The sequence below is a fragment of the Candidatus Edwardsbacteria bacterium genome (genome assembly GCA_031082425.1).
GTDB lineage: Bacteria > Edwardsbacteria > AC1 > AC1 > EtOH8 > UBA2226.
The window spans coordinates 66,293-81,807 of the sequence record JAVHLB010000008.1 but is presented as its reverse complement, the minus strand read 5'-3'; the positions used below and the strand labels follow the sequence as shown (position 1 = coordinate 81,807).

General features: G+C 55.1%; 10 protein-coding genes. 1 reads left to right on the top strand and 9 read right to left on the bottom strand.

Annotation, left to right across the window (positions count from 1 at the left end):
• Positions 1-74: 74 nt before the first annotated feature.
• From RDU76_09205 to RDU76_09165, 9 genes are all read right to left on the bottom strand, one after another.
• Complete coding sequence (locus RDU76_09205) at positions 75-3,221, bottom strand: PAS domain S-box protein (GenBank protein ID MDQ7799100.1); 3,147 nt, start codon at positions 3,219-3,221, stop codon at positions 75-77.
• 229 nt (positions 3,222-3,450) lie between these two features.
• Complete coding sequence (locus RDU76_09200) at positions 3,451-4,332, bottom strand: response regulator (GenBank protein ID MDQ7799099.1); 882 nt, start codon at positions 4,330-4,332, stop codon at positions 3,451-3,453.
• 319 nt (positions 4,333-4,651) lie between these two features.
• Positions 4,652-7,897: a PAS domain S-box protein gene (locus RDU76_09195; GenBank protein ID MDQ7799098.1), complete on the bottom strand. Its 3,246-nt coding sequence runs from the start codon at positions 7,895-7,897 to the stop codon at positions 4,652-4,654.
• Complete coding sequence (locus tag RDU76_09190) at positions 7,894-8,967, bottom strand: response regulator (protein ID MDQ7799097.1); 1,074 nt, start codon at positions 8,965-8,967, stop codon at positions 7,894-7,896. Before RDU76_09190 ends, RDU76_09195 begins: the two co-directional genes overlap by 4 nt.
• A 28-nt stretch (positions 8,968-8,995) precedes the next feature.
• Positions 8,996-9,373: a response regulator gene (locus RDU76_09185; GenBank protein MDQ7799096.1), complete on the bottom strand. Its 378-nt coding sequence runs from the start codon at positions 9,371-9,373 to the stop codon at positions 8,996-8,998.
• Positions 9,374-9,377: 4 nt separating this feature from the next.
• Positions 9,378-10,775: a sigma-54 dependent transcriptional regulator gene (locus tag RDU76_09180; GenBank protein MDQ7799095.1), complete on the bottom strand. Its 1,398-nt coding sequence runs from the start codon at positions 10,773-10,775 to the stop codon at positions 9,378-9,380.
• A gap of 29 nt (positions 10,776-10,804) precedes the next feature.
• Entirely contained in the window at positions 10,805-12,268 is a 1,464-nt protein-coding gene (locus tag RDU76_09175; protein MDQ7799094.1) for a response regulator, read from the bottom strand.
• A gap of 348 nt (positions 12,269-12,616) precedes the next feature.
• Positions 12,617-13,915: a DUF5723 family protein gene (locus RDU76_09170; protein MDQ7799093.1), complete on the bottom strand. Its 1,299-nt coding sequence runs from the start codon at positions 13,913-13,915 to the stop codon at positions 12,617-12,619.
• Positions 13,916-13,931: 16 nt separating this feature from the next.
• A complete protein-coding gene (locus tag RDU76_09165) occupies positions 13,932-14,564 on the bottom strand; it encodes a hypothetical protein (GenBank protein ID MDQ7799092.1) in 633 nt (210 codons plus the stop codon).
• Positions 14,565-15,055: 491 nt separating this feature from the next.
• On the opposite strand from RDU76_09165, the gene RDU76_09160 reads away from it, so the two are divergent.
• Positions 15,056-15,469, top strand: coding sequence for a hypothetical protein (locus RDU76_09160; protein ID MDQ7799091.1), 414 nt, complete (start codon positions 15,056-15,058; stop codon positions 15,467-15,469).
• The last annotated feature ends 46 nt before the right edge of the window (positions 15,470-15,515 follow it).

The window sequence follows — 15,515 nt, the reverse complement described above, 5'->3', positions numbered from 1 at the left end:
ACATTCACCCATTCAACCCGCCACGTTGCAAGCCGGACTCAGGGTGACACACTTTAAACTTTTAACTTTCAGCTTTAAACTTCCGTCGCCAACGCCTGATTGATCTTCTGGGTCAGCTCGGCCAGCCGGTAGGGCTTCTGTAAAAAATCCCTGACCCCGCTTTTCATCAGTTCCTGGGCCTCCTCGTCGATGCTGTAGCCGGAGGACAGCAGGGCTTTGATGCCGGGATTTATCTCCTTCATCTTAAGAAAGGCGTCATGCCCGTTCATCAGGGGCATTATCATGTCCAGTATCACCAGGTCTATTTCCCCGAAATGTTCCCGGTAGTAATCCACCGCTTCCTGGCCGTTGGTTAGCATGATCACCTTATATCCCTGGTCGCCCAGCATCTGGCTGGTGATGTCCCGGATGGTCTCCTCGTCGTCCACCAGCAGGATGTTCCCGGTCCCCTTTTGAGCCGGCTGTTTTGCGGCCTCCCCGGTTTTTTCCGGACCCAGTTCGGCCAGCGGCAGGTAGATGTTAAAAGTGCTGCCTTTTCCCTCCTCGCTGTAAACATCTATGGACCCGTTGTGGGCCTTGACGCAGCCGTAGACGCTGGCCAGTCCCAGGCCGGTGCCCTTGCCCTGCTCCTTGGTGGTGAAGAACGGCTCGAAGATGTGCGATTGGATCTCCCGGGACATGCCCTGCCCGGTATCGCCGACCGATATCTTGAGGTATCTGCCCACCGGGATCTTGTAGGGGTGTTTCTTGACATACCCTTCGTCCAGCTCGGCCACCTGGGTGGTTATGGTCAGGTTGCCGCCGTTGGACATGGCATCCCGGGCGTTGAGGCAAAGGTTCAGTATGGCGTTCTCCAGCATGGCCGGGTCGCCCAGCACGGTGCAGGGATTGGCGGACAGCGCCTGACGGACATTGATGTTCTTGTTCACGGTGTTGCCCAGGATGCCGGCCACCTCGGCCACGATGCGGTGAAGGTTTACCGGCACCTGCTGGTAATTCCCCTTGCGGGCGAAGGTCAGCAGCTGTTTGGTCAGCGAGGCGGCATGCTCCCCGGTGGTCAGTATCCTTTCGGCCAGGGCCGCCAGGGGCGGCTGGTTGATCAGCTTGATCTGCAGCATCTCGGCCTGGCCTATGATCCCGGCCAGCAGATTGTTGAAATCGTGGGCGATGCCCCCCGCCAGCTGTCCGATGGCCTCCATCTTCTGGGCCTGCTGCAGCTGGCCGGCCATCTGCTTGGCCTGGGTGATGTCGGTCAGGGTGCCGATCAATCCCAGGGGATATTCACTGTCCTTCGATAATGGACGGCTGGCGCTGCGGACAAATATGACCCCCCCGCTCTTATCAATGAGACGGTACTCATGAGGATCCCCGGGCCCCTGGAGCCTGCTTTGGAAAACCTTGGTCAGGTTCGGCAGATCGTCGGGGTGGATGAATTTGGAGAATGGCCGGCCGGTGATCTCTTCCACGGTGAACTGGGTCATCCTCTCTATGGCCGGGCTGATATACTGGACGACGCCCGAGGGGTCCAGCAGGAATATCACGTCGTTGATCTGCTCCACCAGGGTGCGGTATTTCTCCTCGCTCATCCTCAGGGCCTCCTCGGCCTGCTTGCGGTCGGTGATGTCCAGCATCACCCCCTGGACGAACAAAGGCTTCCCGTCGGCACCCCTGACCAGGTCAAGAAATTCATAGGCCCAGATCAGCCGCCCCTCCTTGGTGTATATCCGGTATTCCTGCCGGACCGGGCCGCCCCCGGCCGCCACCCGCTTGAGCCCGCCCGCGGCATCCGGCCGGTCGTCGGGGTGAACCTGGCGGATCCAAAGCTTGGGATCGTCCACCCATTCGCGGGCAGCGAATCCCAATATCTGCTCCGCCTGCCGGCTGATGAACAGGGTGGAGTTCTCCGGATCCAGGGCCAGCCTGAAGGTCACCGCCGGCAGCTGGTCCACCAGGGTGCGGTAGCGTTCCTCGCTCTCCCTCAGGCCGGTCTCGGATTGCTTCCGGTTGATGGCAAAGGCCACCTGCTCGGAGATGAATGTCAGGATCTCCTTCTCCCTCTCTCCGAACCTGACGCCCTGGTCGTAGGTCTGCACCACCAGCACCCCGGAGTATCTGTCCGAGACCAGCAGCGGCACCCCCAGCCAGTCCAGGGGCGCCCTGCCCACCAAGCGGACCTGGCCGGTATCCATCAGCTTTTGGTACACTTCCGGTGTGGCCAGCAGGGGCATTTTTGAACGGATTACGTATTCGGTGATGCCGGAGCCCATCGGCCGGGGGTTGGGCGCGGGGTCATATTCGTCCACAAAATAGGGAAAGGACAGGCGTTCGGCATCGTTATCGTATATGGCGATATAGAAGTTCTTGGTGTCCATCAGCCGGCTGATGATGTTGTGCAGGCTTTGGTATAATTCATCCAGATTGCCGGACAGGGCGGTCTCGTTGGCTATCTGGTACATGGCCTCCTGCAGTTGCTGGGATCTTTTCTTCTCGGTGACATCCCGGAAGATTCCCCGCACCCAGGTGGGCTTGCCGGGCGAATGCGAACTGTTGCAATTTCCCTCGACCATGATGGTTTTGCCGTTTTTGGCCCGGAGTACGGCCTCTACCTGTGCCTCCTGGCCGGATAATACCCTGGCAAAACTGCTCCGGCAATGGGTCATACATACCGGATCCAGGATATCGAAGATCTTCATCGTCTTGATCTGGTCGACACCGTAACCCAGTGCGTTGTGCCAACGCCGGTTCACGTATTTGAAAGACCCCTGCTCGTCCAGCAGCATTATAATGTCGCTGGTATTCTCGAACAGATCCCTATACCGCTCCTCGCGGTCAGCCAGCTTTTTCTCCATCCGGTTCCGGTACAGGGCCATCTGGATGGTCACATTGAGATCCCGGTCGTTGAAAGGCTTGATGATGTAGCCGAAGGGCTCGGCCACCTTGGCCCGCTCCACGGTGGCATCGTCGGCATAAGCGGTCAGGTAGATCAGTGGTATGCCCATCTCGTTTTTTATGATATTGGCCACATAGATCCCGTCATGCTTCCCCTTGATCACGATGTCCATCAGCACCAGGTCGGGCTTCTGCTCCCGGGCTTGGGCCAGGGCGGCTTCGCCGTTATCGGCTGTGGCGGCCACCTGGTATCCCAGGTCCTCCAGCCTTTGGCAGATATCCCTGGCCACAATGGCCTCGTCCTCCACCACCAATATCCGTGCTTTGGACATGATCTTCTCCTTAAAAGGTATTGTTCATTCCCGGTTTCTCCGTGCCTGCCGGCTTCCCTCTCCGCTGCGGGGAGAGCCTTCACTGAGTAAGGCAAACGTATATTGCATTCGAAGTGGTGTGAGGGTGGGGTCAACTTTAAACTTACGAATTATCCACCCATTCGGCCTGCCAGGTTGTCTGCCGGTCTCAGGGTGACCCACTTTCGACTTTCAGCTTATGACTTTCAACTCATTGCCCCGCCCCGCTGTCCTTTAGTACATCCCGGATCAGTTTGTTGGCCTGGTACTTCCTCAGGTTGGCCTTGACCCGGGCCAGCAGCTCCAGCGATTTGACTGGCTTGACCAGGTAATCGTCGGCCCCGATGTACAGCCCCTTGATCTTGGTCTTGAAATCATCTATGGCCGTCACCACTATCACCGGCACCTCGCGGGTCATAGGGTTCTCACGGATCCGTTTGAGCACCTCCATGCCGTCCAGGCCGGGCAGCATCAGGTCCAGGATGATCAGATCCGGGGTATTGTCCCTGATAAAGTCCGCCGCCTCCTGTCCGTTCACTATGGTATGGGTCAGATATCCGCCGGTGCCCAGAACGTTGGACATGATCCTGGATATCCGCTCGTCATCCTCCACGATCAGCACCAGGTTGGGGCTGAGGCTTTTCTTTTGTTTGAGCAAAAAGTCGGCCGTGCATTCCTTTTGCAGTTTGCTCAACTGATCCTGCAGTCTTTTCAGCTTGACCAGGGATCGCACCCGGGCCACCAGTTCATCGAAATTGAATGGCTTGGTGATGAAGTCGTCGGCCCCGCACTCCAGGCCCCGGACCTTGTCCTCCAGGGTGTCCATGCCGGTCACCAGGATGATGGAGATGCTGCTGGTCTCCGGATCCCCTTTCAGCGCCTCGGTGACCTCGTAGCCGTCCATCTGGGGCATGATCACATCCAGCAGGATCACCTCCGGTTTGAACTCCCTGGCCTTTTTGACGGCCTCGACGCCGTTCTCGGCGGTGGCCACGGTATGGCCCTGCTCCTCCAGCACCGCCCGAAAGAAATTGATGATGTTGACGTCGTCGTCCACCACCAGTATCCGGGCCGTTTCTTTCTCCTGCAGCATGGATCTCTCCTGTTTTATGCTTATTTTTTTGTCATTCCCGCGCAGGCGGGAATCCAGGGTTCTTGAACCGCAAAAACGCACCGGCCTTCCCCGCGGAATACGCGAAAAACACGAATAATTACCAGGTTATTTTTAGCGGTTTTCCGTGGTTTTAGTGGGCAGTCCCCGGTAAAACTTCCCCGTCGCAGATCCTTCGGCAGTAAAAATGAATGCCGCCCTCAGAGCCTGCACTGAGTTTAGCTATTATATTACTACCTAAGTGATGACACGCCTTTTATTCTTTCAACTTTCAACTTTGAACTTTAAACTGATGCTGTCATCAGCCCACCTCGTCGCCCTTGGTCTTGTTCTTCTTGTCCTTAAAATACTGGGGATATAACTTGTGGGCGCACTCGTCGCAGATGCCGTGGGAGAAGTCGGCCTCGGTGTGCTCGGCCACATACTCCTCCACCTGCTGCCAGTAACCCCCGTCGTTGCGGATCTTCTTGCAGGAGGAGCAGATGGGCACCAGTCCCTTGAGGGTTTTAATATTGTCCAGCGATTCCTGCAGCTCTGTGACCAGTTTCTTTCTTTCGTCCTCCCCCTTTTTCCGTTGTATGGCCGCCGCAATATTGTCCGATACGAAATTAAGCATAGATAGTTCCCTGGCCCCGAACCTTACCTTCTCGCGATATGATTGGACCACCAGCACGCCGAAGGCCTGGTTGCCGCTTTTAAGCGGAACCCCCATCCAGTCCACCGAGGGCGTGCCCACTATCTCAATTTCCCCGGCATCGGCCAGTTTTTTCTGGACCATGGGCGGGGCCAGCAGGGGCTTATGGATTCTTAGCACATATTCCGTCAAGCCTTTTTTCAAGGGGCGGGAGACCGGGGACGGATCCCGTTCGTCGACAAAATAGGGGAATTCAAGCTTATTCTCTTTTTTGTTGTATAGGGCAATATAGAAATTGGCAGTACTCATCATCTCGTCAACTATCATATGTATCCCGGCATACAGTTCAAGCAGGCTTTCGGACGAAGTTGATATCTCCGAGATCTTATAGATGGTTGACTGCAGAGCCTCGCTCTGCTTGCGCTCGGTGATATCGCGGAATACCACCACCGATCCGGTGGTCCGGCCGTTTTCAACGGTTGGAGTGCTGGTGTATTCCACCGGGAAACTGCTGCCGTCTTTGCGCCAAAAAATCTCACCAGTTACATGGTGAATCTGGCCGTCTGTTATGCTGGCATTGATCGGGCAATCTTTGCTGTCATAATGCGAGCCGTCTGGTTTTGTATGATGGGAGACTTCGTGCTGGACCTTGCCTATCATTTCTTCGACCGAATAACCCAGTAAGTTTGCGGCGACTGGGTTCATGAATATGGTTCTCCTCCTATCATCCAACCCGTAGATGCCCTCGCCGGCGCTGCTTAGGATCATTTCCAGGCGGCGGCGCGTATCCTCGATTTCCTGTCTGGCTTTCTTCTGCTCGGTGATATCCTGGAATAATCCCATAGTTCCAATGTACTTTCCCATTGGATCGGTCTGGGGAATGGCCGAAACGTATATGATCTTCTTTTCACCTGTTCCGGTGTTTATCTCCAGTTCATAAAGTCCTTTTTTGCCATCTTTTCTTTGCCGACTCTCTTCCGCTATTTGTTGAATACCTTCCGGGGTTAAATATTCCTTAAGCGATCGACCCACCAGCAATCCTTTTTCCAAACCAAAGATCTTATCCGCTGCCGAGTTGGCAAACACAAACTTTTCCTCTTGGTTGATTACCCCTATCCCCTCGCTTTGGTTTTCGACTAAATTCCGGAATTTCTCCTCACTTGCCCGCAGTTCTTCTTCGGCCCGCTTGCGTTCGGTGATGTCCTGCTTGACGGCCACATATTTTATCGGAGCGCCGTTTTGGTCCTTGATGCTAGCTATTACCGCCTGCTCCCAGTACAGGCTGCCATCCTTGCGCCGGTTGTGAAATTCTCCCTTCCACTCTCCACCCCCAGCTATGGTCTTCCATAAAACCTGATAGTCATCTTCACTGGTCTCGCCCGATTTCAGTATCCGGGGATTCTCGCCGATTGCATCGGCCTTGGGGTATCCGGTCATAGTTACGAAAGCGTTGTTCACGTATTCGATCCGGCCGTCAAGATCGGTGATGACCACCGCACTGGGGCTTTGCTCCAAGGCGATGTTCATTTTTCTCAACTCATCTTCGGCTTTTTTACGGTCGGTGATGTCCCGGCACACGCAGAAAATCAGCTTTTCTCCCTCGAAGGCAGCCCCATTGGTGCTTATTTCAACATCATAGATGGTACCATCCTTACGACGGTGTCGCGTCTCAAAGAAGTCACCGGCCTCATCAACATTACCGATCATATCCATCGTCTGCTCACGTGTATACTGAAACTCCCAATCCCACACGTGGAGTTGTTTGATTTCCTCGGGGAAGTAACCAAGCATTTCGGCAAACCGCCGGTTGGACTCGTATACGCTGCCGTCCTTGGCAAGGACCACAATACCGTCTCGTGACTGGTCGATAAGGATGCGCCTTCGGATGGCCTCGGCATTAAGAGCCTGCTCGGCCCGCTTGCGCTCCGTTATATCCACAAAACTTTCCACCAGCACTTCACGCCCGCCCATTTTGGTTGGTGTTACGGTTTTAAGAATGGGGATCATTTCCCCTTTAATATTGATAACACATTTTTCCGAATTATCCACTGTCTGATGCAAATCGGTTACGGGACAGGCACCGTCACTGGCCGGGCAGATGAATTTGTTGCATTTCCTGTCGAGAATATCACTAACCGGGGCGCCTATCATTTGGGTCGCCTGTTTATTGGCATACACAATAAGGTGGGTTTCACGGTCTATCACCACGACCCCGGCCTGTACGGCCTCGAGTATAACCTCCATCCGTTCCTGGTTCTCGCGGTTGATGCCCTCTATCCTTTTACGCTCGGTGATGTCCTCGACTAGGGTCACAAAAAACCCTTGAGCCGGACTGTAGACCGAGACCAGCAGCCACTTGTCCAGATGCTTAGAATAGATCTCGGTTTTGCTGGTCTCGCCCGCCAGGGCCGCCCGGCCGTATATGTCCAGCCAGCCGATGCCCCCTTTTAGTATCCAGGGGGTGGCCTCCGAAGCTTTGCGATCCAACACCCGGTCGGCGGCCAGCCCGGTGATGTCATAGTAAGCCTGGTTGGCCTCCAGCAGAATGAAATCCACCGGGTTGTTCAGCTCGTCGGTCAGCAACTGATAATGAGCCAGGCCGTTCAGCATGTTGCCCAAAAGCGTCTGGTATTGCCTGGTCTGGTTGTTGGCTATAACCTCGGCCGATCTCCTGGTGGTTATCAGGACATGGGCGTAGGTCCCGAAAGCCAGCAGCATGAATGTCACCAGCAGCCGCATGTGCAGCTCCATCGGCTCGGCCCCGAAAAAATGCTGGTAGGCCGAAAACCCGGGGCTTAAACGGAAATGGATATAATACTCCAGCGCCCAGAAGACCAGCACCAGCCCCAGGCTGACGAAGATGCTCAAATAGGTCTTGAAAAATGATTTCTTGCCTTCCGTCTGGTTGTTCATTCGACCCCTCCTCTATCCGGCGACGACAGCTCATCGCGGAAGGTCTCTTTTATTTGGCAGATCCGGTCCTGCGACTGCATAAAACAATCCACCACCTGCGGATCAAAATGGCTGCCGCTGTTCTGCCTGATGGTGTCAACGGTATATTCCAGGCTGTGGACCCCGCTGCGGTACGGCCGCTCAGAGGTCATGGCGTCGAAGAAATCCGCCAGGGCGGTTATCCTCCCGGCCAGCGGGATCTTTCGGCCCTTAAGCCCGCGGGGATATCCATCTCCGTCCCACCGTTCGTGGTGGGTCAGGGCGATCACCGAGGCCAGCCGGATAAAGCCGTGTTCGGAGCCCTCCATGATCCTGGCCCCGATGGTGGTGTGCTGTTTCATGATCTCCCATTCCTTTTGGTCGTGCTTGCCGGGCTTCAGCAGGATATGGTCCGGTATCCCGATCTTGCCCACGTCGTGCATGGGCGCGGCGTATAGAATTGCCTCGATGGTGGCCCGATTGAGCCCCATTTTCACGGCGATGGCCTCGGCGTAATGGCTGACCCGCTTGATGTGGTCCCCGGTCTCCTTGTTCTTGTACTCGGCGGCCAGCGACAGCCGGTAGATGGCCTCCAAAGAGGCCGATTTTATCTTATCCAGCGAAACCTTCAGCTGCAGGGTCCTTTTGGAGACCTCCTCCTCCAGCGCTTTCTGATAATTGACCATGTGGTCGTTGTAGGCCTTGACCTTGAGCAGGGAGCGGATCCTGGCCTGCAGTTCGGTGGGATCCACCGGCTTGTTCAAAAAGTCGTCGGCCCCGGCCTCCAGGGCCTTCACCCGGTCCCGTACTTCCGTTTTGCCGGATACTATCACTATCGGTATGATCTTGGTACGGTCGTTTTCCTTGAGTTTTCTGGTCACCTCAAACCCGTCCAGGCCCGGCATCATTATATCCAACAGGACCAGGTCCGGCATCTGGTCCAGGGACAGGGACAAGGCCTGGTTGCCATCGCCGGCCAGCAACACGCCATAGCCCAGCCTGGACAGGATCGCCTCCATCAGCTCCAAATTGACCGGTTCGTCGTCAGCCACTAATATTTTGGCTCCAGGTTCCACTTTGTCATTCCTTTTTGGCCGGATGGCCGATAAGTTTTATCACCTTGGACAGCAGCTGCTCTTCGGTGAACGGCTTGGCTATGGAATCGTCAGCCTCGATGGAATGGCGCTTCAGGGGGCCCAGCACATTTTGCTTGCCGGTCATTATCATGAATTTTACCTTGTCCAAATTGCGGTGATTCCTCAGCCATTCCAGCAGCTGCAGGCCGTCCATGACCGGCATCGCCAGATCGGAGATCACCAGATCGGGCGGATCCATTTTTATCATTTCGGCTGCCCGGCGGCCGTCCCCGGCCACCGAGGCATGATAGCCCCGGCCGTTCAGCATCATCAACACCATTACGGCCAGCACCGTCTCATCGTCCACTATCAGGATGTCCATCAGGTCATTCTCCGTTCTTTAAGGAGAAGGTTCTTGAGCTGATGCCGTAATCCCTCAGCTTAAGCTGCATATTCTGGCGGGCCATGCCGGCCATCACCGCGGCCTTGGTGACATTCCCCCCGGTGATCCTGAGCAGTCCCTCGACATACTGTTTTTCGAAGATGTCCCGGGCCTCCTTCATGCTCCGGTCCAGCGGCAGTATCACCTGGTCCAGCTCCACCGCCTGGTTGCGCCGCGGCATATCTCCGATCTTTATTATTTTCCCGGGACATAGCGCCACGGCATGCTCGACGGCATTCTCCAGCTCCCGGACATTGCCGGGCCAGTTATAACGGGTCAGGTACTCGGCGGCCTCGGGGCTGAATTGCTTGGCCTCCCGGGACTGCTCGGCGCAATATTTGTTCAAAAAATGGTGCGCCAATAGCAGGATGTCCTCGGGCCTTTCCCTTAAGGCCGGCAGGTTTATCTGAATGACGTTCAGGCGGTAGAAAAGATCCTGCCGGAAGACGCCCTTCTTGACCTCCTGCTCCAGGTCCTGGTTGGCGGCGGCCAGCACCCGGACGTCAACCTCCACCGGGCAGGTGGCCCCCACCGGATAGAAGACGCCCTCCTGCAGGACCCTCAGCAGTTTGACCTGGGTGCTCAGCGGCATGGTGGCCACCTCGTCCAGGAAGATGGTCCCCTTGTCGGCCATCTGGAAAAGGCCCTGCTTGGAGGCGGCCGCCCCGGTGAAGGCCCCCTTGGTGTGGCCGAACAATTCCGATTCCAGCAGGGCCTCCGGGATGCCGCCGCAGTTAAGGGCCACGAAACGGCCCCCTTTCCGCCGGCTGTTGAAGTGAACGGCCCGGGCCACCAGTTCCTTGCCGGTGCCGGACTCGCCCTGGATCAGCACCGTGGTGCTGGTGTCGGCGATCTTGCGGATCAGGTCGAAAATGGCCAGCATCTTCTTGCTCTTGGCCACGATGTTCTCAAAACCGTAACGCCGGTCCAGGGTCTGCTGCAGGTACCGGTTCTGGTCCAGCAGCTTTTTCCGCTCCGCCGCCTGGCTGATGGCCAGCAGCACTGCGTCGGTGTGTATCGGCTTCTCCAGGTAATCATAGGCCCCGGATCGGATGGCCTTGACCGCGCTCTCCACGGTGGCATGCCCGGTGATCATGATCAGGGAGCTCTCCGGCGAGATCTCTTTCAGCCGGGGGATAAGCTCCAGGCCGGAGATATCCGGCAGATGCATGTCCAGCAGCACCACGTCGTAATCGCCCTCACTCATGGCCTTAAGGCCGGAGTTGCCGTCCGGCACCACCGTTATCTGGTAACCGACATGGGAGATTATCTGGCTGAGTATCTCCCGAATGGGTTCCTCGTCGTCTATCACCAAAACCCTGATATCAGGCGGTTTGTTCATGGTTCCCTCGCTATATTATGATCTGTGGTTTAATGGCGCTGGGTGAAGTTCAGCTCAAATTCGGTCCCCCGGTCGGGGCTGCTGGTGATCGCAAGCCGGCAATTATTCTCCTCCAGCAGTCTTCGGGCCAGGTTGACGGACAGGTCCCGTCCCGGCTTCCAGGACGCCAGCGACGTCTCCATCATCCCGGCCAGCTCCGCCCGGTCGATCGCCAGCCCGGGGCTGTGCATGGTGACGGCCATTTCATCATCCTGATGTTTGACGGTAATTTTAAGGCCGCCCCCCTTTTCCAGCCTTTTGCCTTGAAATACCAGCAGGCCCACCAGCGCCTGCTGGATCTGCCCCTGATTGACCATCACCGGGTTTTCATACTCACCGTGGTCGACCTCGATCTTGACCTTTTTCCCGGCCAGGTAATAGTTGACCAGTCCCGCGGCTTTTTTAACGATGTCCGACAGCAGAGCGGTGCTTTTGATGTCCGAGGAATCCCGGCTGTAAAGGGACAGGTTGTCCAGGATCACATTGAGACGCTCCACCGACTTGGAGATGCTTCCCAGCGCTTTTTGTAATTTGTCATCGCTGGCGATACACATCCCGAAATATTCCACGCCCAGGGTGATGGCCGAAAGCGGGTTTCTCATCTCATGCACCAGGCTGGAGGCGATCTCCCCCAGAATGGCATATTTGAAGGAATCCAGCAGGTCGGACCGCTGGGCCTCCAGTTGTTCCATCTTTCCCTTTAAATTGGTCACCAGGTCCAGGTTCTCCAATACCAGGGATACATTCTTTGCCAGCAGGGCCAGCCCGGTGCGCTGGTCCGGGCCCAGTTCCCCCTCCAGGGGCTTGAGATAGATCATTCCGTAGGTGGTCCCCTTGGATTCCAGCGAGGCCTGGAGGGCATACAGTTCGAATTCGTCCTGCCAGGCTGGGTTGCTTTTGTGGGTGCCGTCCCTCAGCTTGATCTTAATTGCGGTATTCCCGGTTATATGATTCAGGGACTGCAGGGCTATATTCAGCAGTTTCTCGCGGTCGGGACTGCCCATGAACAGGTCGTAGATCTGATAAAGGGCCAGATCCCGCTTCAGAAGACGGTTCTCCCGGCCCAGTTGCTGAGCCTGCCAGGACCTATCAAGTTTAAGTTTCAAGGTCTCCAACTTGAACGGCTTTTGGATATAATCGGCCGCCCCCAGCTGAAGGGCCTCCACCGCTGATTCGACGGAGCCGTAGCCGGTGATGATCAGGACCACCAGCTCCGGGTCCAGCTTCTTGCTCTCCTTTAACAGCCAGACCCCGTCCTGATCGGCCAAATTCAAATCGGTCACCAGAACATCCCAACGGTCTTCCCGCAAGCCCTGGCGGATCATCTCCAAGCCCTGGGCGGCTCCGCCGGTTGATTTTACCTGGCAGCCCAAAGACTGCAGTCCAGCGGTTAAAAAATCCCGCAGCTGCTCCTCGTCATCCACCACCAGGATCTTTAATTTATCCTCGCCCATTGTATCTCTCCGGTTAATGTTTATTGGAAGTCCCGTACAGTTCTTATTTCATGCTAGCACCGTATTCATAACGTGTCAATACGCTGACATAAATATATTTATTGCCTCCCCTTGGGCCGGATTTTTCCGGTTTTTGTTGCCAGCGATGACAAAACATTGTGATAGTGTAAGAATTAAGATGCATTTAATGTGCCTTTATGTATTATTCAAACTAACCTATTGTTAATGAATGAGTAAGTATAATTATGAGTTTACATAATAATAAATAAATGTCATGTTTATATGACTATTGTCATATAAACATGACATTTTGCGTAAATTTATATTTATTATTGTATTACGATTATCTTACCTGCCAAATTCCAGGCCTGCCGAAACGCTCGCCCCAAATCCCTGGGTATTATAGCCGGGAAACCCCAGGCTGGTGGCTGCCGCGTCTAAGCTGATGAAGCCCAGTTTCAACCCGCTGCCGGCGCTGTAGGCAATGGTTCGATTATCCAACACGGCCAGCCCGGCCCTGATCGGGAGAAATGATAGCAATCTCAATTCAAACCCCTGGGCCAACTGCCAGCGGGCGGCACTGCCGGCGCCGTTATAGAAGCCTTTCCTCACATCCAGTTCGGCGGAGAAGTATTTTGCGTCATAGGCGATGCCGGCGTTGAAGCTGGCCGGGTACCGCGACCGGAAGATCCCTCCCAGGGTATCGGTCCGGCCAATGATCTCATTGCCCGAAAGCATCCCGGTTAGGCTGTCCCCCAGCAGGGACAGTTCATTTACTTCCATATTTAAAATTCTTTTTCTGGTGTCGTTCTTCCAGGTTATTCCATTGCTCAGATTCATCAGCGAGGCTCCCAGTGACCAATGATGGTTCAGCTGGCAGGCCAGGCCCAGGTCGGCGGCAAAACCGGACCCGTTCATGTTAAGCCTTTTGGCATCGAAATCATTTTCCCCGGCGGACAGGATCTCGATAAGCCCGGTGTTATTAAAGCCCGATCCGCTGGTGGTAAAACTTAACTCTCCGCCCACCTTCCCGTAATTTATGCCCATCAGGTGTTTGATCCCTATCCCCAGGGCCAATCCTTTGAATACCCCGATTTTTACGGGCTGGCCGTAGGATAGGGTGGTGGCCGCAACGGTCCAGGCATCACCCATATCGCTGGCCGCCAGGCGGTAGGTTCTGTCCAGCTGGTTCCCGAAAAGGGCCAGATCGAAAAGGTCACGGGGTATGCAGACGCTCTCGGCCGAACGCAGGTTGATGGTCAGGGCCATCCGCCCGGCAGACAGCCCCAGCAGCATGGCATCCACCGAGGATGAGGCCCGGAAGCCCGAAGATGGTATGGCCCGAAGAAGGGCTTCTTTTTCCCCTTCGTCCAGAAAATCCCCGGAGACCCGGTTGTAATCTTTCAGGCTGAATGAATTATTGCCCGCCATCGCGCCAAAATGGAACAGTTTGATGTTGAGGCCGCCGTTATTTGCCATCCCCAAGTTGGCCGGATTGGCCAGGGAGCCCTCCACTCCGCGGGATCTTACCAGGGTGGCCCCTGCCTGGGCCATGGTCCGGGGGTCGAAACCGTCAAAAGCATACGCATTTAAGGCCGCCATCGAGGCCGTTAAAAACACCAGGTTTATTTTTACTAAAAGTTTCATCACCCTGTCCTGCAGATCAGTTGACCCTGGCCTTGACCGAGATCAACACCGCTGTCTTAAGATAATCGGCGGGCTGGATGTTTACCGAAAGCCCGTTGGTGCCGCTGGTGACCAGGTAATAGCCCACATATACCATCCCCGACTCATTGGTCAACACCGCCATCTCGTTTTCGGTCAGGGTCATATTTATCTTGGTGGTTCTGGTCTGAATCACATTTCCCTTGGCATCAACCTCGGCGGCCTCTATCTGCAGGGGGCCGATGACCACTTCCGGCGCCTGATAAACATTGGCCGGGTCGCGGCTGATATATATGACCGCCGTATCCAACCCGATCGCCAGCCGGTTTTCCAGATCGTAATTGACGGCCCCGTTGCTTACCATTCCGCTTAATGCCGAAACGTCAACTTCCCTGACCTGGCCGGTGATGCTGGTGACGCCCAGGATGACCGGAACAAAGGGGTCTTTGCTGCCGGAGTTCTTGAGACCGAGAAAATCGCCGATGTAGGTATTGCTGGTTAAAAGCGGGACATTGATATCTGCCTCCCAGGAAGGGGCCACCGGATTCTGCAGGGAGCATTGTATGCTGGTGAACATCAAAGATACTGTTGCTGCTATCATACCGGCTTTTTTTACTGACGCGGGGTGCATGTTGTTTCTCCTTTATTTCCATTTACGGTTCACCTGAATTATTAAGCAGATTGCATGCCAAGTTAAAAATTTTGTTCAAAGCCCTGGGATTGCTTGCTTTGCCGATTAGCACCAAAAAACCATCATGATATATCTGTCATTTTAAAATGACGACATTTCTAAATACATGTCTTATTAAACTTCATGCCTTGCTCGGGGCCATCGGTATTCCCGCCAGGAATAATAATTTCCCGGTTTATTTCAGTTAACCATATATAGCCTGGAAGGAGCAAGGCCTGTTTTAAAACCCTCCAATAGCAGTCGCATTGCGGCACCTGTCCGATATTTATGGCGCTTCCTCTTATTTCACCCAGAGCAGTCTACTCGACCAATATGCTGCAATGACAGCGATTACGCGGCAAAGCCGGACTTGGCACGACAAGTGCTTGTATATAATACCAGAACGCAAACAAACCAAACAAATAAACTCTTAAACCCAAAGGAGAACTAAAATGAAAAAGACAGCCATCTTCGCAGCCCTGTGCGGAATCATCTTCACCGGAATAACCACCACCTGTTACGCCCGCCCCAACTGGGAAAGATTTTTGCCCCGGCCTATCGTTATCCCGGCCGATTCCCTCGGCAGCGATATCACAATTGCCGCCATCGATTTCCGGAAATATCTTCCCCGGCCCATCGTGATGCCGACTGATTCCACCGGATTTTCATCTCCAATCGAACTGACCTCCTCATATCAGGGCGGGATCACCATCTGCAAAAAGACGATAACGGGACCTTCGGTTCCTCCGACACCCATCGACAGAAAGAAATTAACCAATCATCAGCAAGAGATCGTCATCTCCGCCGCTCCGGTCGCCAAGGATCCGCCGCCGCACCCTTGGCGTAGAAGGACCCTCACCGCTTAGGTTAATATCAACCACCCGATCAAAAAGGCCGCAGCTAAGCTGCGGC